The following is a 20,900-nucleotide window of genomic DNA, read 5'->3' as shown; positions in this document are numbered from 1 at the left end:
CTGGCATTGAAGCTTCTGACCAGCGGTGTCAGCGTCAGCTATGATGGCGCGGCACCGGCATTGCACGATATCTGTCTGAGTATCGGTGAGCAGGAACAAGTCGCGCTGATCGGACCCAGTGGATCCGGTAAGAGCACCTTGCTGCGGGTATTGAGTATGGCTCTGGCGCCATCCACGGGCAATCTGCTGGTGGATGAGGTAGACCCCTGGCAATTGAAAACGGCGAACCTGCAGCGACTGCGCAGCCGTATCCATCTGTGTCCACAGGCTGCTTCATTGCCCGCCAGACAGCGAGTGGCGCTTGCCGTACTGTCGGGTCTGTTGCCCACTCGTTCCATGCTGTTTGCCCTGCGCTCGCTGATCTCGCCGTCACGATCCGACATCGCTCTGGCCCACGGACTGTTGGCCAGACTGGACGTGGACCAGCACCTGTGGCGACCGGTGGAGACCCTGTCGGGCGGTCAAAGACAACGGGTGGCCATTGCCCGTGCCATGGCAGCGGATGTCTCCATGTTGTTTGCCGATGAGCCCTTGTCTGCGCTGGATCCGTCGAACGCAGCGTCATGCCTGGCAACTCTGTGTCAGCACTCGGCTGCGCGCCGACAGGCACTGGTGTGCTCTCTGCACCAGGTCGAGTTGGCCCGAGAGCAACTGCAACGGGTGATCGGCCTGCGACAAGGTGCAATAGTGTTCGACTGCCCGGCGGCCGAGCTCAGCGACAGCATGGTGGATGAGTTGTACCGTGGTCATGAAGCCGAACTCGGAGGCTGACACCTTGCCAGCGAGCCTGCAGCACCGAGACCCGGAGCGTGCTGGCCGTCTGTGGGTCGGTTCCGGTGTTCTGTTGATTCTGTTGGCCTCTCTGGCGGGCTCGCAGTTCAATCCGGCCTTGCTGCTCGATCACGATTCCCTGCGCACGGCAGCCGATTTCTTCGACACGTTCTGGCCACCGCGAGCAGACGCCGACTTTCTGCAGCGCCTGTTCGATGCCTCGGTGGTGACCGTGTCGATTGCCACGGTGGCCACTGTTCTTGCCATGCTGGTGGCGACCCCGCTGGCCGTTGTCATTACCAGCCGGCTGTCGCTATCGGCTCGCGGCCGACGCATGAAGAGGCCGGGGCGTCTGCTGCGACGCAGTCTGCGCGGACTGTTGCTGTTCTTGCGCAGTGTGCCGGAGCTGATCTGGGCGCTGTTGTTTGTCGGTGTGACCGGACTGGGTGCCACTGCCGGAATCATGGGATTGCTGATTACCAATATCGGCATTCTTGCCAAGAACTATGCGGAGATCATCGAATCCGGAGAGGCCGCGGTAACAGGGCATCTGTTGGACAACGGCAATGGTCGGTGCAAGACTCTGTTGCATGCCACCTTGCCGGAATGTCTGCCTGAACTGCTGTCCTATTCCATCTACCGATGGGAATGTACCTTGCGAACATCGGTGGTACTGGGGTTCGTGGGCGCAGGCGGATTGGGGCAGGAGCTGCTGATATCGATTCGCCAACTGGCCTCCCCGGAGGTCTTCAGCATCATCCTTGTCTTCATAGGTCTGGTGTCGGTGGCAGATGCCATCAGCAAATCCCTGCGTCGTCAGTTGAGCCGGGTAGCCCGCTCGAACACCGTCCGACATCCCGACAGTCTGATGGAACAGGCCGATTCGGGTGTCGACAACAGAAGTGTCGGTGATCGGTCTTGTTCGTCCGCTCGGGATGAAGGCAGTCGACCTGCATCACCGCTGCGTCGATGGGGACAAACCTGTCTTGTTGCTCTGGCTGTGATTGCCTGCTTCCATGCAGTTGACTGGCAGCTCGAGCAATGGTTGCGCCCCAGCAGTTTCGCCCGGACGCAGGAATTCATCCAGGGCTTCTTTCCCCCGGACCTCTCTGCCGGTCTGTGGCAAAGGCTGTGGGGGGATGCACTGGAGACGCTCAGCATGGCATTCGCCGGTACGGCGCTGGCCAGTATCGTCGCCATTGTCGTGAGCTATCTGTTGTTCACGGTCAATCTGCGGGGCGCCGGTCCGGTAGTGCGCCTGTTGAGTGCTGCCTTGCACCTGCTGCAGATCGTGATGCGATCGGTTCCGGAACTGGTCTGGGCCATGCTGTTGATCATTGTCGCGGGTATTGGTCCCTTCACCGGTACGCTGGCTCTGTTTCTTGCCAGCGTCGGGGTGCTGTCCAGACTCTATAGCGAATGTCTGGACAATCAGGATGAGAGTGCGCTGGACAATCTGGTGGTCAACGGCAGCCCTCTGGCTCTGGCTCCCTTGTGGAGCACGCTGATGCAGGCCCGCAGTCAGCTGATCAGTTATTCCCTGTACCGCTGGGAGCACAATCTGCGAGCGGCAACACTCATGGGCATCGTGGGTGCCGGTGGTGTCGGGCAGGAGCTGTATCTGCGCCTGAGCGTGTTCCAGTTCGACAAGGTGGCAGCCTGCGTGCTGGTGATCGTGGTGCTGGTGGCGCTGGCCGACAGTATCAGTCATTTCCTGAGGCATCGTTACGCACCCACCGTGTAACGACAGTCGGATTTGCGACTCATGATTCACGTGCACCAGTCAATGAACTGAACGGCATCGAAACCGGCTTTTTGCTGTCTTGACAATAACTGCCTGGGCAATCATATTGTCGGCAGTCGTTGCCACCCGGGCGTCATGCCATGTCGAAGCAGAGCAGTGAAAAAAACGATGGGAATTCGTCTCCGTTGTTCGTGCCCGAGCAATTCGATTCCGAGCAATCCATCGGGTATCTGATGCGCCTGGTCCTCAACTCCATGAAATCGCAGATCGATCAGGCCATGGAGCCACATGATCTGACGGCAATGCAGTGGCAGCCGCTCTACATCATTGCCAATGGTCTGGCCACGACCTCCGCCGAGGTTGCCAGACGCATGCAGGTGGATACCGGGGCAGTGACCCGCATGGTGGATCGCATGGAACAGAAAGGACTCGTCGAACGGGTTCGCTGCCAGCAGGATCGTCGTGTCGTGAATCTGCAGGTCACCGGCCTGGGCAGGCAGTCGGCGTCGGTAGTACCCGAGGCCTTGTGCAAGGTGTTGAATGATCATCTGCAGGGCTTTTCGGCAGAGGAGGCCGACACCCTGAAAGGCTTCCTGCTGCGCATGCTCGAAAACGGGTCCGCGGCAGGGTTTGCCAGTCTGCCCGCCAGACACGGCGGACATTCCACATCCACACCTGTTTCCACTTCCAGCAGCAGCAACAAGACCGGGAAGCGTTCATGAATCAGACAGATACCACAGCAGCCATGCCGCAGGACAATGATGGCGCCCGAGCGTCACGAGAGGATCTCAAGCGCAAGCGGCGGCGTGGTCTGGGAACCCTCGCGGTAGCTGTACTGCTCAGTGGCACCGGCTACCTGGTCTGGGAAACCATCGGGGCACCGTCCTCGCAGACCACCGACAATGCCTATGTACAGGGGCCGATAGTCCAGGTGACTCCCCAGTTGCCGGGTACAGTTGTCGAAATTGCCGCGCAGGACACCGATTACGTACAGGCCGGTCAGGTGCTGATTCGTCTGGACCCGGTGGATGCGCAACTGGCTCTGGATCAGGCAGAAGCCGATCTTGCCCAGACCGTCCGAGAAGTCACGACACTGTACGGTGACAATGCCACTTTGAGTGCTCAGATTCGGTCTCGAGAAGCAGATCTTGCTCGAGCACGTGCTCAGGCCGAACAGTATCGCGGAGATCTGGCCCGACGGGTGCAACTGGCGTCATCCGGGGCCATCTCCAATGAGGAGCTCAAGCATAATCAGGCACAACTGGACGTGGCGGAAAGCACCACGCGAGCGGCCGAGGCGGCCTTGTCGGCCGCGCGTGAGCAGTTGACCACCAGCCTGTTGCTGACTGCCAATACCGAACCGGATCAGCATCCTCGGGTACAACGCGCCGCGGCGCAGATGCGCAATGCCATGCTGGCACTGGAGCGCACCGAAATAAGGGCTCCAGTGGATGGTCATGTGGCCCAGCGTCATGTGCAACTCGGTCAGAGAGTGCAGACGGGAAGCTCTCTCATGTCCGTGATTCCTCTGCTGGATGTCTGGGTTGATGCCAACTTCAAGGAAAGCCAGCTGGCGAACATGCGAATCGGTCAGCAGGTCGAGCTGGAAGCGGACATCTACGGTGAAGACGTGCATTACACCGGAACCGTGCAGGGACTGGGTGCCGGTACCGGAGCTGCATTTGCCCTGCTGCCGGCACAGAACGCCACCGGGAACTGGATCAAGGTGGTGCAGCGGGTACCGGTCAGAATCCGTCTGGACAAGGCGGAGCTGGCGCAGCATCCCTTGCGTATCGGACTGTCGATGACGGCCCGCGTCGATACCGACGACACCAGTGGTGCAAGAGTGTCGGACACGGTCGGTGTGACCGAGCCGGAGACACTGATCACCCCACAGACTGCATTGCAAGCCAGTCGTGGCGCCGAGGAAGCGATACAGAGGATCATCCATCGCAACATGACGGGTTCCGTGTCGGAGACGACGAGCTCTGACGGCACCATCAAGGATGCATTGAATGATCTATCGGTGAGCGGCGTCACCAATTGATGAAGGATGAGTCGTAGAGCCTGATTCATGATGCACGCTCGCATTCTGTCTGGCACCTCTGTCGGTAACTGATCATGGCAACCACTCAAGAACGCCCACAGCCTCTGACGGGGCCGAAACTGGTCGTCGGTACCATTGTGCTGTCTCTGGCGACGTTCATGAACGTCCTCGATACCTCGATAGCCAATGTATCGATTCCCGCCATCGCCGGCGACCTGGGGGTCAGTTCGACTCAGGGTACCTGGGTGATCACCTCCTTTGCCGTGGCCAATGCCATCTCGGTACCACTGACCGGTTGGTTGACCCAGCGATTCGGGCAGGTTCGCTTGTTCGTGTGCAGCATATTGTTGTTCACCCTGGCATCGCTGTTGTGCGGCATGGCATCGAGTATCGAAATGCTGATCGCCTTTCGCATTCTGCAAGGTGCGGTGGCCGGGCCTATGATTCCGCTTTCCCAGACTCTGTTGCTGTCCAGCTATCCGGTAGCCAGGGCCGGACTTGCGTTGGCCATGTGGAGTATCACCACGCTGGTTGCGCCGGTTTGCGGTCCGCTTCTGGGTGGCTGGATTACCGACAACATGTCCTGGCCCTGGATCTTCTATATCAATGTGCCCATCGGCTTGCTGGCAGCGGCCATCACCTGGGCCATCTACCGCACGCGGGAAACGCCCACCAGACGACTGCCGATCGATACGATCGGTCTGGCATTGCTGGTCATCTGGGTCGGTGCCATGCAGATCATGCTCGACCTGGGCAAGGAGCTGGACTGGTTCGCATCTTCACAGATCGTGATGCTCGCTCTGGTGGCTGTGATCGGTTTCATCGCTTTCGTGATCTGGGAGTTGACCGATGAGCATCCCGTCGTGGATCTGCGCCTGTTTGCCGGGCGCAACTTCTGGGTAGGCACACTGCTGATATCGCTGGGCTATGGGGCATTCTTCGGCTCCATCGTATTACTACCACTGTGGCTCCAGCAATGGATGGGGTATACAGCCACCTGGGCCGGACTGGTGACAGCGCCGGTGGGTATTCTGGCCATCATCGTCTCACCGATCGTGGGTGCCAATATCGCGCGACTGGATGCCCGAAAGATCGTCACCTTTTCCTTCACGGTCTTTGCGCTGGTGATGTGGATGCGTTCGCAGTTCAGTACCGACTCGACGCCGCAGGCCGTACTGCTGCCGATCTTCATTCAGGGGCTTGCCCTGGCGACCTTCTTCATCCCGTTGGTCACGATCACGCTCTCCGGCCTGCCGCCGGAGAAATTGCCGGCAGCCTCGGGTCTGTCGAATTTTGCCCGGATTACCGCTGGGGCGATCGGGACCTCGGTCAGTACCACCGCCTGGGAGCATCGCGCGGCCTTGCATCACGCGGAGCTGTCCGAGCACTTGACTGGTGGCAATGAGGTATTCAACCAGGCCATGAGTTCCCTGTCAGAACGTGGATTGAGTCAGATGCAAAGCCTGTCGCTGGTGGATCGGCTGGTCAGTCAACAGGCGTTCACCATGAGCGCCGATGACATCTTTCTGGCATCGGCAATCCTGTTTCTGGCGATGATTCCGCTGGTGTGGCTGGTTCGCCAGGTTGGACCCGGGAAGGGAAGTGGTGGCAGTGCGGCTGCCGGTGGGGCGCATTGATTCGCTGAATGACACTGCGGCCATGGTGCCGCAGCGTCCGGTCAGGAAGACTCTTCCATGCGCTCGACCGGTCCTCCCTGTTTTTCCCAGGTGGAAAATCCTTCTTTCAGGTGAGCCGCCTCGAATCCCATATCCTGCAGGGTGGCGACCGTCAGGGCAGAGCGCCAGCCGGATGCGCAGTGAAACACGAACTTCTTGTCCTGCGCGAAAATGTCCTTGAAATACGGGCTGTCCGGATCGATCCAGAACTCGATCATGCCGCGGGGGGCGTGGAAGCTGCCGGGGATGAATCCACCGCGCTGACGTTCCCGAATATCCCGGATATCCACGATCACGACGTTCGGGTCATCCACCATTCGAATCAGATCGCTGGTCTCGACTTCCTCGATACGTTGCCGCGCCTCGGCAACCATCTGCCGAGTGTTGATCTTGAGCGTTTGCATGAGTCTGTTCCGGTACTGGAATTCGCTGTCATCCATAGTGACACTGATGAATTGCCGGTGCAAGCCATGCCCTGTCGTGCATACCGCCTGTATTCAGGTGCGGATACCGACCCGTGAAACCTGTCGCGAACTGTACAAGCGCCTGTCGTTCAAGCAAGATTGGGGCTCTTGGCGAAGCAAAGACAAAGGGTTGAAATCATGACGGCTAAATCACTGGCATTGATCACCGGTGCGGCTCAGGGCATCGGCTACGCCTGTGCCGAGGCGCTGGCGGAGAATGGCTATCGCGTCATCCTCAGTGACATCAACGCGGAAGGGGTGGCAAAGGCCGCCGAGACACTCGGTGGTGACGCCGTGTCGATGGTCTGCGACATGGCCGATACCGATGCCATCAGTGCCATGTTCGACACGGTGGAAAGCGACTACGGGCCCGTCAGTGCCCTGGTCAACAATGCCGGTATAGCGGCACCTGGCGACTTTCTGGATACAACTCTGGAGCAATTTCGCAAGGTCATCGACATCAATCTGGTGGGCACCTTCGCAGCCTTGCAGCGCGCAGCTCGTACCATGGTGGAAAACAAGATTCAGGGATCGATTGTCAACATGTCGTCCATCAATGCCGTGGTGGCCATTCCCTCCATTGCAGCTTATTGTTCGTCCAAGGGCGGCGTCATGCAGTTGACCAAGGCCTCTGCACTGGCACTGGCTCCTCACAACATCCGCGTCAATGCAGTCGGACCGGGCTCCATCGATACCGCGATGATGGCAGGTGTCAACGCCAATCCGGAGGCGATGAAGATGGTCATGTCCAGAACCCCGTTGAAACGGGTGGGCAAGGCGCAGGAAATAGCCAACGTCGTGGCCTTTCTGACCAGTGACAAGGCCAGCTATGTGACCGGAGAAACCATTTATGTCGATGGGGGACGCCTGGGGATGAATTACACCTGCTGAGGAAGAATGATGCTGTCGGCAGTATTCCGATGAGAGCCTCACGATGTCCTTGTCAGCTTTGCTGACGATCCACCCGGATCACAAGGTCACCTGTTGTTGATGGAGAACACATGACAAATACCGGTATCACGGTCAACCATTGGGGTCTGGGACGAGCACGGGTCAGGGATGGCAGACTGCTGGCCGTCGATGCACATCCATCGGATCCGGAGCCTTCGCCGATCAACGGCAATGTCGCCAGCAGTCTCAACGGCAATGCGCGTGTTCGACGTCCCGCGGTTCGTCAGAGCTGGCTCGAACAGGGACCACTGGCCAGGGCCGGTGAACGTGGTCGTGAACCGTTTGTCGAGGTCAGCTGGGACAAGGCACTGGAATTGCTGGCAGCAGAGCTCGACCGGGTACGCCAGCAGCATGGCAATGAGTCCATCTACGCCGGTTCCTATGGCTGGTCCAGTGCCGGACGCTTTCATCATGCACAGAGCCAGCTGAAGCGCTTCCTGAACGTGTGCGGTGGCTTCGTACGCTCGGAAGGCAATTACAGCTATAACGCTGCGTTGGGACTGATGCCGCATGTGATCAAGAACTACCGGGAAATGGTGGTCGAGGCCACGCGCTGGAAGGTCATTGCCAGACAGGTGGATCTGGTGGTCATGTTCGGTGGTATCCCGGCACGCAGTACGCAGGTGTCAGACGGCGGTATCGGTCGGCATCGTGCATCGTCGGACATGCGTGCCTGCGCCGAGGCGGGTGTCAGATTCGTCAATCTGAGCCCCTTGCGAACCGATGCTGCCGATGAACTGCATGCCGAGTGGATGCCGCCACGACCGGGCTCCGATACCGCCGTGATGATGGGCATGGCGCATCTGCTGATATCGGAAGGTCTGCACGACCAGGCCTTTCTCGATCGCTACACCGTTGGCCATGAGCAGGTGCGGGAATATCTGTTTGGCGAAACCGATGGGGTTGTCAAGGACATTGCCTGGGCAGCCAGACTCTCGGGACTGGATGCAACGCGATTGGCTGAACTGACCCGGGAAATGGCCGCGAATCGCACCTTGATCACGACGACGGCCGGCATACAACGAGCCGACTTCGGTGAGCAGCCCTTGTGGATGACGGTCACGCTGGCCGCCTTGCTGGGACAGATCGGAACAGCGGGTGGATTCGGGATAGGCTATGCCGTCAATGGCAGTTTCGGTTCTGCCGGCAGACCTTACCGCGCAGGATCATTCTCTCAAGGGCACAACCCGGTGGAGAATTTCGTGCCGGTTGCCATGGTGGCAGATGCATTGCTGCGCCCGCATGAATCTTATGACTATGCTGGAGAGCGAATGCGTTTTCCGGACATACGCATGGTGTGGTGGGCCGGTGGCAATCCTTTCCATCATGCTCAGGATCTGAATCGCCTGCGGCAGGCCTTTCAACGCCCGGAGACCGTCATTGTCAATGAAATGAACTGGACCAGTACGGCGCGGCACGCGGATATCGTGCTGCCGGTGGCGGCCCCGGAGGAGCGCATGGACTTCGCCGCCGGCAAGTACGATCCTGCATTGCTACCCATGCCTGCGCTAGCCCACCCGCCGGGCGAGGCCATGACCGAGTTCGACATCTTCTGCGCGCTCGAGCAGAGAATGACGGACGATACCCGCTTCAGCGAAGGACTCAGTGGTGATCAGTGGGTGGAGCGTCTGTGGGAAGAAACACGCACGGAGGCGCGCAAACACGGCGATGAATTGCCGACGTGGTCGGAGTTCATTGCCGGTGACATCATCGAGTTGCAGGATCCTGAACCGGAGAGGGTGTTCCTGTCTGACTTTCGAGCGAATCCGCAGGCGTCGCCGTTGCCCACTCCCAGTGGACTGATCGAACTGTACTCGCAGACCATTGCCGGATTCCACTACGACGATTGCCCGGGTCAGGCCAGCTGGCTTCCACCGCGAGGCATCAGCAATGGCGATTGCAAGCGCTTCCCGCTACAGATGATATCGGGGCAACCGGCCACGCGATTGCACAGTCAACTGGATAACGGTGACTACAGCAAGAGCCGCAAGATTCAGGGGCGAGAGCCTGTGCTGATCCATCCCGATGATGCACGCCAACGTGGCATTCAGGATGGCGATGTGGTGGAGTTGTTCAACGACAGAGGCCGTTGCCTGGCCGGCGCCCGTATCACGGATGATGTCATGTCAGGGGTTGTATTTCTCTGGACGGGGGCCTGGTATGACCCTGATTTCGCCGCACCTCAGCAGCGCGACCGACATGGCAATCCCAATGTGCTGACGCACGATCTGCGTACATCGAGGCTGTCTCAGGGGCCCGCCGCACATTCCGCTTTCGTCGAGCTGTGCCGCTTCGACGGTGAAGTGCCGGAGATCCGAGTGCACTCCCAACCGGAATTCAGGGGCTGAATCAGCAGAGCTGAACGCCTGCACACACGGCCGTGTTGCCGATATGATTGCGCATGGCCTGGCAGGCCTGATCCGAATCGCCTTGTCTGAGCGCTTCCAGTATCAGTCGCTGTTCGCTGTTCGCTGTGCGATTGCGCCATGCGTTCCGGCTCGGTGTGCGGAATGCGCTGGCGCTTCGGCGACTTTACCTTCCCGGCGTCTGCTTGAAAATCTCGGGGAGCCGGGCAACAACGGCTGTGTACGGGTGTCGATGGTTCATTACAATACGATGGTCGTGTCCAGCTAAATCCCGAATCTTGGGAAGGAGGTAGAAGTCCTGAAATTGATTGATGTTACCCAGCGGGTGTAAATCCCGCCACGCCAAAGCTTAGCCAGCAGGCAAGTAGTGAACCCGAGGGCGATCATCAACAGGTGGTGTCTGAAGCAGGGTGTAGCGAGTTCGCAGGCCGTGTATTGAGTCCCGAAATATGTAAATGGTGGCCCACAAGGATAAGCCTGAGCATTCAGGTGAAAGCCGACGATGTTCATTGGTCGGAAGGCAGCAGTTCAGCAAGCGCGATGGCAAGCATGTTGGACACCACCGGGATCTGAGACCAGGGCATGTGAATAGAGGGGTAACCGGGGAACTGGAGAGATCCGATCGTATCCTGTTGCGAGGAACCGGATGGGTGACACCGGAATAGAAAACACCTGGCGTCAACGAGTCATGTATCGGATGAGTTGACGAGCCTACGGGAACCACTAAACGAAGCGATACGGGCAGGCAGGTATTGGGGAACAAGCGAATAGCGGAGGACCTCAAGAAATGCGATTGGAAGTCTTAGCGGATCATAGTACCGAGGGTTAGTGTGCAGGTTGACGCTGATCGGGAAGGTGGCGAACGACTAAAGCCCTAAGGAGCCACTGTAGGGAAGGTGAAGCCGGGTATGACGTATTGGTGAATAGACCGACAGGAGGTACACATGAGACCAGAAACTGTCTCAACAAAACTTCATCGATTAGCAGAGCAAGCAAAACGACACCCGGAACGGGTGTTCACAACGCTGCATCACCTGATTGATGTGGAGTTCCTGCAAGAGGCATTTTTGCGTTTACGCAAGGAGGCGGCGGCAGGGATCGACAACATGACAGCAGCAGAGTATTCAGAAGGTCTGGTGCAACGACTGACAGAACTTCACCTTCGGGTTCATACTCATCGCTATCGGGCACAACCGGTACGACGAGTGTGGATAGGCAAAGAGGACGGTAAGCGGAGGCCATTGGGTATTCCGTCACTGGAGGACAAGATTCTCCAGCGAGCGGTGCAAATGATTCTGCAGCCCATCTATGAGGGAGAGTTTCATGATCACTCATACGGGTTCCGTCCGAGGCGTAGCGCGCACCAAGCGCTAAGCCGGCTCAGGGAGGGTTGCTTTGACTGCGAGGTGAGCAGTATCTATGATGCAGATGTGAGCCACTATTTTGATGATATCGATCACCAGCAGTTGAACCACTTTCTGGATAGGAAGGTGAAAGACGGCGTGGTGCGGGGTTTGATAAACAAGTGGCTAAGGGCAGGCGTGGTTGATGGAGATAGCTTGTATTATCCTCCTGATGGTTCGCCACAGGGTGGTGTGATAAGCCCTTTATTGTCCAACATCTATCTGCATTATGTGCTGGATGAATGGTTTGTCCACGAAGTACAGCCGAGACTGCATGGCCGAGCGTTTCTAGTGAGGTTTGCCGATGATTTTGTCATCGGTTGCGAGCTGGCAAGCGATACGGATCGTCTCGGTGTGGTCATACCGAAACGATTTGCCAGGTATGGGCTACAGATTCATCCAGAGAAAACTCGACAGGTGCCATTCTGGCGCCCATCGAAACGTATGACACACAGGAGTGGGCTTGGTACATTCGACTTTCTCGGGTTTACCCACTACTGGGGCAAGGCAAGAAGTGGTCACTGGGTGGTCAAGCGCAAGACGGCTTCAAATCGGTTGCGCCGAAGTCTGAGGGCGTTGTGGACATGGTGTCGCAATAACCGTCATATACGGGTTCATGAGCAACACCAAACCTTGAGCAGAAAGCTGCAAGGGCACTATGGTTACTATGGTATCCGCAGCAACTACAAGATGCTTGAGGTTGTCTATGAACAGACGCTGAGAACCTGGCGTCGCTGGTTAGGTAAACGATCCAGCAAGGGCTACCTGAAGATAAAGGCGTTTGCAAAGTTTCTGGAGCGCTATCCACTTCCCCTGCCACGCGTAGTTCATGCGATTTAACGAGCTTGCTGGGATGATAGTCATACATCAGTATGCCAAGGTACTGATTGCCGAGGAACCGTATGACCGAATGGGTCACGTACGGATCTGTGGGGGGCGCGGCTGGAGACAGCCGCTCCTACCCGGAAACAGGTGGATCGACTCACTGAAGCCCTGGTTAATATCGTTACGGAGTAGTGCACATGAGCAAGACTTATGACCTGGCTGTACGCGGTGGCACAATCGTCACCGCTGCAGATCGTTATCGAGCCGATATCGGTATTCGTGATGGTCGCATTGTAGCCATTGCCGATGAAATCACCGGGGCCACCGAGGAGATCGATGCCAGCGGCCTGCTGGTGTTGCCTGGCGGTATCGATGCGCATGTACATCTGGCTCAGCCGACGTCCGACGGCACCGTCATGGCCGATGATTTCGAAAGCGGTACAAGGTCGGCTGCGGCTGGCGGCAATACAACGGTGCTGCCTTTTGCGCTGCAGATCAAGGGCACATCGTTGCGAGCCTGTGTCGACGAATATCACGCAAAGGCGCAGGACAAGTGCTACACCGATGTCTCCTTTCACCTGATCATCTCCGACCCGACACCGCAGGTGCTGGGTCAGGAACTGGTGGCGCTCGTGCGTGACGGCTACACCTCATTCAAGGTCTTCATGACCTACGACGATCTGGTTCTGAACGATGCCGAGCTGCTACAGGTATTCGAAGTGGCCCGTCGGGAGCAGGCCCTGGTGATGGTGCATGCCGAGGGACACGATGCCATCAAGCACATGACCCGTACGCTGGAGGATGAAGGCAAGACAGCACCCTACTACCATGCCGAAGCACATGCGCAGATCGCCGAACGTGAAGCTACACACAGGGCCATCAGTCACGCGCAACTGACCGATGTGCCGGTCATGATCGTACATGTATCCGGCCGCGATCCGATGGAACAGATCCAGTGGGCGCGCAAGCGCGGCATGAAGGTCTACGCCGAGACCTGTCCGCAGTACATCGTGCTCACCAGGGATGATCTCAAGGGTCTGAACATGGATTTTGAGGGTGCCAAGTATGTCTGCTCGCCACCACCGCGTGATGAGGATAGTCAGAAGGCCATCTGGGAAGGACTGCGTGATGGTACCTTCGATGTGTTCTCGTCCGATCATTGCCCGTTCTTCTTCGAAGCAGAAGGCGAGATCGGCAAGAACAACAAGAAGGCGAGAACCTCCTTCAAATGGGTACCCAATGGCATCCCGGGTGTCGAGACTCGTCTGCCACTGCTGTTCTCCGAAGGCGTCTCAAAGGGGCGCATTTCACTGGAGAGGTTCGTGGCGCTGACATCGACCAACCCTGCAAGGCTCTATGGACTCTACCCGCAGAAAGGCACGCTGGCGGTGGGCTCCGATGCCGATATCACGCTGTGGGATGCCGGGCGTATCGATACCATCCGTCAGGAGAATCTGAATCACGGCGCCGACTACACGCCCTACGAGAGCATCGAGATTACCGGCTGGCCGGTGCGCACCATCCTGCGTGGCGAGACCATCGCCGTGGAGGGCAAGGTGGTGGCGACAGCCGGGACGGGTCGTTATCAGCATCGCCAAGTCAGCGAGGTCTACGATGGTATTGCCAGAGAGGTGGGTTGAGCAAGGTAGCCAGGTGCTGGTACAGGAAACGGTTCATTGCCGTTTCCTGTCAGCCGGTCAGGCAAGCGGAAGTCGTCGATGAGTATCTCGAGGCATCAACTTCTGACCCGTCATGAAATCGTATTGATTTTGTTATATTTCTGTTAAAGCTTTATCTGCACTCCCGTTGTCCGACGGTTTGAACTTTTCAGTCTCTTCAAGCTGAAGACCTGATACCTCAAACAAAGGAGACAATGGAGTGCAGAAATGGCAAAGAATGTTGTAACAGCCTCATACCCGGAAGTCGCAGGTGCCATCGAGCAGCACACGCGGTTCGAGATCAGATCGGCTCGTCCCGCGTCAGAACGCGCAGAGTCGGTCGGCAATGAAGATCAAAGTGGATTTTCAGGCTCCCTGGCTCACCTGCCATGGGAGCAAAGGCGGTTGTTCTGGTTATACGGCCTGGGACAACCGGAGCAGGTGTCGTACTCAGCCGTTCACCATGCCTTCGAGCATCAGGCTCGGCAGACTCCAGATGCCATCGCGGTGTCACACCTCACGGAGTCCATTACCTATCGGCAGCTGGATGAACAGGCCAATCGCCTTGCAGGCTTGCTGATCGGGCTTGGTGTCGTCCCAGGTGATTGTGTTCCCTTGTTTCTGGAACGGTCCATCGAAATGGTGGTGGGGATCATGGCCATTCTGAAAACGGGTGCCTCATACGCTCCACAGGATGCCGGTGTCGCGCCGGCAACGCAGCTGGATTACATCGTCAGGACGACTGGGGCAAAGTTCGTGTTGACGCTTGGCAAATTCATGGACAAGATGCCGAAGATTCCCTCGGTGCTGTGTCTGGCAGTGGATGATCTGCAGAAATACAGCGGTGATCTGACATGCAAGTGGGCAGAGCAGCCCAGGCCGACGTATGACTCGCGATCCAGTGCGGTGTGTATTGTCCTGTTCACGTCAGGAACCACGGGCAAGCCCAATGGCGTGCAAGTGACTCACAAGAATCTTTGCAATATCCTGTTGACGAGTCCCGGTAATCTGGGAATCCGATCGGGTGACAGGGTTGCGCAATTGCTCAGCATTTCATTCGATATGGCAGCCTGGGAGATACTTGGCTGTCTTGTCAATGGCGGTTCGCTTCTCATCAGAGGCTCGAGTATTTCTGAAACTGCGCAGAATGCCACGGTGCTGATTGCCACTCCCTCCATCCTGAGCCTGGTGGATCCTGTTGAAAGCAGGGATGTCCGAAAAGTGGCTGTGGCCGGCGAACCCTGTCCAAGGCACCTGGCCGACACCTGGGCTGAACAGGCTACCTTCTTCAATGCCTGTGGACCAACCGAGACGACCATCGTCAATACCATGTATCCGCATGACAAGACTGCGTCTGTCATGACGATCGGAAAACCTACACCCAACAACACCGTCTACATTCTTGATGAGTCTGGTGAGGCTTGTCCAATAGGCGAAGTGGGGGAAATGTGGGCAGGGGGCGATTGTGTCACTGCCGGCTATCTGAACAATCCAACTCTGACACGAGAGCGCTACCGGCCCGATGCCTTTCTCGGAGGAGGGCGTGTCATGTTCAATACCAGAGATCTTGCACGGTGGACCGAGGATGGTTTACTGGAGCATCTGGGGCGTACGGATGATCAAGTCAAGGTCAGGGGGTTTCGTGTCGAGCTGGATTCCGTTTCTGCAATACTCGAGTCGGTTGAAGGTTGCCAACGTGCGGCTGCACTGAAATATGACAGCCGTCACCTTGTGGCATTTGTAGCGCCTGAAACAGTGGATACAGACAAGGCACGGCGGCGCATTGCGGAAGCTCTGCCTTATTACTGCGTCCCGGCATTCATCGAGGCACTGCCCGAGCTGCCCCTGACCGAGAGGGGGAAGATCGACAAGAGAGCTCTGGCCAGGCAGGCCAGAGCATCGGCAGCCGGCATGGAGATGGTTGAACCTGTCAGCAAGGATCGGCAAAAGGCGACTAACCGCCAGTCAGACCAGCGAAACACGATGGTGAGCAGGGATGCGACTGGTGTAGATGACGCCGCAAGAGCTGACGCTTATCTCGCAACACCGCTGCCTGCGCCGGGAAATCGTCTTGTTGCAAGGTTGGCGCACCATACCTTATATCACTACTGGCGACTCGCCGCTGTCATGCTGGTCGCCAACATCATGGTGCTGATTCATGGCCTGACGGCGGGGCATTGGTGGTCCACTGGTGCCGTCAGCCTGTCACCCCTCATGCATATGGTTGTGGCCAATCTCACCATTGCCGTCGTGTTCCGACAGCAATACGTGATCAATCTGTTGTTCAAGGCGGCCACCAGTACTCCATTATGGATGCCGCTGCGCTTTCGACAGTTGATGGGCAAGGTGTATCATTTTGGTGGTTTGCATCTGGGTGGCGCCATTGCCGCGACAGCATGGATGCTGTTGGCTACCGCGACCCTGATCTGGCAGTTTCTGGCAGGCGGACAAGCAACATCAGCGTCGGTTGCCACGTTGGTATTGAGTGTGCAGATCACGCTAGTGTTGCTTCTCATGCTGATCATGGCACGACCCTCCTTTCGTGCGCGATTTCATAACGGCTTCGAGATGATGCATCGCTTTGGCGGCTGGACGGCACTGCTGCTTTTCTGGGCCCTGACATTCTCGTTCATCCATGATTTTCGGGGCAATCAGAACATGCTCAGCGCATTGTCCGATTCAGTGATCTTCTGGTGTCTGGTGCTCGTGACTTGCAGTATCGTGTTGCCCTGGTTGCGTCTGAAGAAAGTGCCGGTGCAAATCGATCGGCCGTCAAATCACGTGGCGATCGTTCGCTTCGATTATGGCGTCAAACCCTTTGCCGGTTCATCCACCACCATCAGCAGGAGTCCCCTGACGGAGTGGCATTCCTTCGCGAATGTGCCGTCGCCACGGGAAAGTGGATTTCGGCTGACCATATCGCGAGCTGGTGACTGGACCGGGAAGCTCATTGACGACATGCCATCGCATGTGTGGGTAAAGGGTATTCCAACCGCCGGTGTGGGCAACGTGGATAAACTGTTCCGTCGTGTCGTCTGGGTGGCGACTGGCAGTGGTATTGGTCCCGCCTTGCCGCATTTGCTGGCGCAGGAAGTACCGGCACACCTGATCTGGTCTACTCGAAACGCCAGAACGACCTATGGGGATGCACTGGTCGATGAGATTCTCGATGTCGAGCCCGATGCATTGATCTGGGATACCGACTCTCGCGGGCGGCCGGACCTGGTTCATCTGGCTTACTCGGCCGTGCAGAGCTTCGATGCCGAAGCGGTCATCGTCATCGCCAACGAAAAGGTCACCAGATTGGTTGTCCACGGCATGGAATCGCGAGGCATACCTGCCTACGGCGCAATATGGGATTCTTGAAATGAGCTATCTGAAGATCGAGAAGATGGGTAGAGTCGTGGTGGTGGTCATTGATCGCCCCGAAGTGCTCAATGCCCTCGACAGCGATGTGATGCGTGAGCTGATCGATACCTTGACACCGCTGGACAGTCTCCAGGACACAGGGTGCTTCGTTATCACCGGTTCCAACAAGGCTTTCGCCGCTGGTGCCGATATCGGTGAGCTGGCATCGAATGATTATTCCTCCATGCTGACGGGCGATGTGTTATCGGGCTGGCAGGCATTCAGTCAACTGCGAACACCGAAGATTGCAGCGGTGGCCGGTTATGCATTGGGAGGTGGTTGTGAGTTGGCATTGATGTGCGACATGATCCTTGCTGCGGAAAATGCAAGATTCGGTCAGCCCGAAATCAAGCTTGGCCTCATACCTGGCATGGGCGGTTCGCAGCGGCTGACCCGGTTGATCGGACGGGCCCGGGCGATGGACATGATACTGACCGGTCGCTTCATCGATGCCGATGAGGCCCTGCAATGCGGACTGGTATCGCGAGTCTATCCTGTCGACACGCTGTTGTCAGAGGCTGTCAAGGTGGCGGAAGAAATCTCCGGATTCGGCAAGATCGCCACCATGGTTGCCAGAGATGCTGTCAACAGGGCCGAGGAGACCGGCCTGCACGATGGACTCGTTTTCGAGCGTCGCACCTATCATGCCTTGTGGGCCACGAAGGATGCTCGAGAAGGAATGCAGGCCTTTCTGGAGAAACGCAAGCCGTCCTTCAATTCCGGGTAATGGCAATCGGGCAACATCTGAAGTGCGACCGGCAGGCTCGATTGCCTGCCAGCCCAGGTCGCAGATGTTGCCCGGTCAATCAGTAGTTTGCAGCCTTCTTCGTCTGGTTCTGACTGGCCAGGTACTCGTCGTAGGTACCGGCGAAGTTCACCAGCTTCCTGTCCTTGATCTCGATGATCTGCGTGGCCAGTGAGGAGACGAATTCACGGTCATGACTGACGAAGATGATCGTGCCTTCATAATGCACCAGTGCCAGGTTCAGCGCTTCGATCGCTTCCATGTCCATGTGGTTGGTGGGTTCATCCAGCACCATGACATTAGGGGAGCTCATCATCAACTTGCCGAACAACAGACGATTCTTCTCACCACCGGAGCAGACCTGTACTGGTTTTTCGAAGTCGTCGGACGAGAACAGCAGCTGGCCCAGTGTCGCCCGTACGATCTGATCGTTGTGCGAGGGTTTGCGCCACTGGCTCATCCAGTCGAACAGGCTCAGGTTGTTGCTGAAATCCCGTGTGTTGTCCTGCGGGCAATACCCGATGGAAGCATTCTCGGACATCTGGATCTTGCCGGTGTCAGGCTTGATGTCCTCCAGCAGGCAGCGCAGCAGGGTGGTCTTGCCCACGCCGTTCTCACCGATGATGGCAAGACGCGAACCGGCTTCGAGCATCAGATCGCCTTTTTCGAACAGGGGGCCTTCATCGAAGCCCTTGCTCAGGTTCTCGAAGGTCAACGCCTGACGAAACAGTTTCTTGTCCTGCGAGAAGTGGATATACGGACTGACGCGGCTGGAGCGCTTGATGTCGGCCAGCTGAATCTTGTCGATCTGCTTGGCACGTGACGTGGCCTGCTTGGCCTTGGAGGCATTGGCCGAGAAGCGGCTGACGAATTGCTGCAAGTCGGCAATCTGCGCCTTCTTCTTGGCATTTTCGTTCTGCAGCAGCTCACGCGCAGCCGTGGAGGCGATCATGAAGTCGTCGTAGTTGCCGGGGTAGACACGCAGCTCGCCATAATCGATATCGGCAATATGGGTGCAGACGGTGTTCAGGAAATGCCTGTCGTGCGAAATGATGATGATGGTGCTTTTCTGACTGCTCAGGACACCTTCCAGCCAGCGGATGGCATTGATGTCCAGGTTGTTGGTGGGTTCGTCCAGCAGCAGGATATCGGGTGAGGCAAACAGTGCCTGCGCCAGCAATACCCGCAGTTTCCAGCCCGGTGCTACATCGCTCATGGGCCCGAAATGCAGGGATTCCTCGATGCCGGCACCACTGAGAAACTCTCCGGCACGACTCTCGGCGGTGTAGCCGTCCATTTCCGCGAACTCCACTTCCAGTTCGGCAACACGCATGCCCTCGGCCTCCGTCATCTCCGGCAGGGAGTAGATGCGGTCGCGCTCCTGCTTGACCTTCCACAGTTCGGCATGACCCATGATGACGGTATCGATGACGGTGAACTCCTCGAACGCGAACTGATCCTGATGCAGTTTGCCGATACGCTCGTTGGGTGTCAGCGAGACATTGCCGGCAGTCGGCTCAAGCGCGCCGGAGAGGATGTTCATGAAGGTGGACTTGCCACAGCCATTGGCCCCGATGAGGCCATAGCGATTACCGTCACCGAATTTGACGGAAATATTCTCGAACAGCGGCTTCGAGCCGAACTGGATGGTGACGTTGGCGGCAGAAATCACGACAAATACCTGCGGTTGGGTACGCAGGCGCACCGATGAGAAAAGTAGCCGGGTATTCTATCACTGGATAGCCCGCTGACCCCTGTCATACAGTCACGGCTGCTGTGAGTCGTGTGTTGGCGCACAGTCCGCATCAGTCTGGTGCCGCTGATGCGATTCTCCGGCTGCGCCAGTCTCCTGTTCGAATGGCGACAAGGCTCGGCTAGCAGGCAATGGATCAGGATGATCGATTGGTCGGCAAGTCTCCGCGAGGTGATGGTCCCGAGAAGATGCGACTCGCGTCCCTGTACGAGATCGGGTATTCTCCGACAATGTATGATAATAAGATAATGTCAAGACACTCATCCGGCTCATGAGCAGACACAAGTCACCCGTGTTCGCTGGTTCATTCGAAGGCGTCATCGAAGTCCGGGGCATCCTGGGCTCGGCCGTCAATATACTGGGCACCCGTATCGTCAGAGGGGATTGGCCAGTAGGCGGCGTGGTGGCGCGAGAGGCAGACCTGGTCGAGGAACTGCAGGTCAGCCGATCGGTGATTCGAGAGGCATTTCGCATATTGGGCGCCAAGGGCATGATTCGCAGCCGTACCTCCGACGGTACCCGGGTGCAGCCTCGCAGCGAATGGCGTCTGCTCGACCCGGATGTCATGGACTGGCGCATCAAGGCCGGAGAGACGGAAAGTCTGCTGCGCGATCTGTTGCGTGTCAGGCTTATCCTGGAGCCGGGAGTCGCCTATCATGCAACGGTGCATGCGGATGACGCAGGCAAGCAGGCAGTGCATGACGCCTGGGCGGCCAAGGTCGAGATCTTCGATGCGCCGGGGCTCAGCCATGAAGAACGTCGCAATGAATTCATCAGAGCCGATCTGCAGTTTCATCGCGCCTTTCTTTCCATCGCTGGATCGGAGTTGCTGGACCAGCTGTATGCGGTCATCGAAGCCGCCTTGAGTCTGTTGCTGGATCTGCAGATGCAGGCGCGGGGCTATACCACGGAATTGATTGGCATGGATGAAGGACATGCGCTGCATGAAGAGGTATACAACGCCTTTGCCGCGGGGGATGCGCCATTGGCCGAGCGCGCCATGCGAGAGCTGATCAAGCGAGCCATTGATGATGCCAATCAAGGTTTTCTGTTGCTCGAGCGCTAGGCGTACTGCCTGATATCGATACT

General features: G+C 57.6%; 14 protein-coding genes and 1 pseudogene. 12 read left to right on the top strand and 3 right to left on the bottom strand.

The window, feature by feature from the left end; translation table 11 throughout:
* The first annotated feature begins 6 nt into the window (after window positions 1-6).
* The 5 genes from ACUNV4_RS09830 to ACUNV4_RS09810 all read left to right on the top strand — a co-directional run bounded on the left by ACUNV4_RS09830 (window position 7) and on the right by ACUNV4_RS09810 (window position 6,199).
* Complete coding sequence (locus ACUNV4_RS09830) at window positions 7-771, top strand: phosphonate ABC transporter ATP-binding protein (protein ID WP_430878365.1); 765 nt, start codon at window positions 7-9, stop codon at window positions 769-771.
* Complete coding sequence (locus ACUNV4_RS09825; RefSeq protein ID WP_430878364.1) at window positions 749-2,515, top strand: PhnE/PtxC family ABC transporter permease; 1,767 nt, start codon at window positions 749-751, stop codon at window positions 2,513-2,515. Before ACUNV4_RS09830 ends, ACUNV4_RS09825 begins: the two co-directional genes overlap by 23 nt.
* 140 nt (window positions 2,516-2,655) lie before the next feature.
* On the top strand, window positions 2,656-3,237 hold the full coding sequence (locus ACUNV4_RS09820) for a MarR family winged helix-turn-helix transcriptional regulator (protein WP_430878363.1): 582 nt from the start codon (window positions 2,656-2,658) through the stop codon (window positions 3,235-3,237).
* Complete coding sequence (locus tag ACUNV4_RS09815; RefSeq protein ID WP_430878362.1) at window positions 3,234-4,562, top strand: HlyD family efflux transporter periplasmic adaptor subunit; 1,329 nt, start codon at window positions 3,234-3,236, stop codon at window positions 4,560-4,562. Before ACUNV4_RS09820 ends, ACUNV4_RS09815 begins: the two co-directional genes overlap by 4 nt.
* Before the next feature lie 74 nt (window positions 4,563-4,636).
* The gene (locus ACUNV4_RS09810; protein WP_430878361.1) at window positions 4,637-6,199 is read left to right on the top strand and encodes a DHA2 family efflux MFS transporter permease subunit; all 1,563 of its coding nucleotides are present in this window, start codon (window positions 4,637-4,639) and stop codon (window positions 6,197-6,199) included.
* Window positions 6,200-6,240: 41 nt separating this feature from the next.
* On the opposite strand, the gene ACUNV4_RS09805 is transcribed toward ACUNV4_RS09810, so the two are convergent.
* Entirely contained in the window at window positions 6,241-6,642 is a 402-nt protein-coding gene (locus tag ACUNV4_RS09805) for a rhodanese-like domain-containing protein (RefSeq protein WP_430878360.1), read from the bottom strand.
* Window positions 6,643-6,840: 198 nt separating this feature from the next.
* On the opposite strand from ACUNV4_RS09805, the gene ACUNV4_RS09800 reads away from it, so the two are divergent.
* Both ACUNV4_RS09800 and ACUNV4_RS09795 read left to right on the top strand, forming a co-directional pair.
* Window positions 6,841-7,593 carry an SDR family NAD(P)-dependent oxidoreductase gene (locus ACUNV4_RS09800; protein ID WP_430878359.1) on the top strand — a complete coding sequence of 251 codons (753 nt, stop codon included), beginning with the start codon at window positions 6,841-6,843 and terminating at the stop codon, window positions 7,591-7,593.
* Window positions 7,594-7,703: 110 nt separating this feature from the next.
* Complete coding sequence (locus tag ACUNV4_RS09795) at window positions 7,704-10,001, top strand: molybdopterin-dependent oxidoreductase (RefSeq protein WP_430878358.1); 2,298 nt, start codon at window positions 7,704-7,706, stop codon at window positions 9,999-10,001.
* Between the two features lies 1 nt (window position 10,002).
* On the opposite strand, the pseudogene ACUNV4_RS09790 reads toward ACUNV4_RS09795, so the two are convergent.
* A pseudogene (locus ACUNV4_RS09790) lies at window positions 10,003-10,155 on the bottom strand (FCD domain-containing protein); the annotation flags it as partial.
* 808 nt (window positions 10,156-10,963) lie between these two features.
* On the opposite strand from ACUNV4_RS09790, the gene ltrA reads away from it, so the two are divergent.
* From ltrA to ACUNV4_RS09770, 4 genes are all read left to right on the top strand, one after another.
* Window positions 10,964-12,262, top strand: coding sequence for a group II intron reverse transcriptase/maturase (gene ltrA / locus ACUNV4_RS09785; protein WP_430878357.1), 1,299 nt, complete (start codon window positions 10,964-10,966; stop codon window positions 12,260-12,262).
* 182 nt (window positions 12,263-12,444) lie between these two features.
* Complete coding sequence (gene hydA / locus ACUNV4_RS09780) at window positions 12,445-13,887, top strand: dihydropyrimidinase (RefSeq protein WP_430878356.1); 1,443 nt, start codon at window positions 12,445-12,447, stop codon at window positions 13,885-13,887.
* 246 nt (window positions 13,888-14,133) lie between these two features.
* A complete protein-coding gene (locus ACUNV4_RS09775) occupies window positions 14,134-17,271 on the top strand; it encodes an amino acid adenylation domain-containing protein (protein WP_430878355.1) in 3,138 nt (1,045 codons plus the stop codon).
* Between the two features lies 1 nt (window position 17,272).
* Window positions 17,273-18,040 (top strand): enoyl-CoA hydratase-related protein, encoded by a 768-nt coding sequence (locus ACUNV4_RS09770; RefSeq protein WP_430878354.1) that lies wholly within the window; start codon window positions 17,273-17,275, stop codon window positions 18,038-18,040.
* A 79-nt stretch (window positions 18,041-18,119) separates the two neighbouring features.
* On the opposite strand, the gene ACUNV4_RS09765 is transcribed toward ACUNV4_RS09770, so the two are convergent.
* A complete protein-coding gene (locus tag ACUNV4_RS09765; protein WP_430878353.1) occupies window positions 18,120-19,730 on the bottom strand; it encodes an ABC-F family ATPase in 1,611 nt (536 codons plus the stop codon).
* A gap of 352 nt (window positions 19,731-20,082) precedes the next feature.
* Between ACUNV4_RS09765 and ACUNV4_RS09760 the strand changes: the two genes are divergently transcribed.
* Window positions 20,083-20,877 (top strand): FadR/GntR family transcriptional regulator, encoded by a 795-nt coding sequence (locus ACUNV4_RS09760; protein WP_430878352.1) that lies wholly within the window; start codon window positions 20,083-20,085, stop codon window positions 20,875-20,877.
* Window positions 20,878-20,900 lie beyond the last annotated feature (23 nt).

Source organism: Granulosicoccus sp. 3-233, from assembly GCF_052681095.1.
The sequence above is the reverse complement of the archived record's forward strand: the minus strand, read 5'-3'. Positions and strand labels throughout refer to the sequence as shown.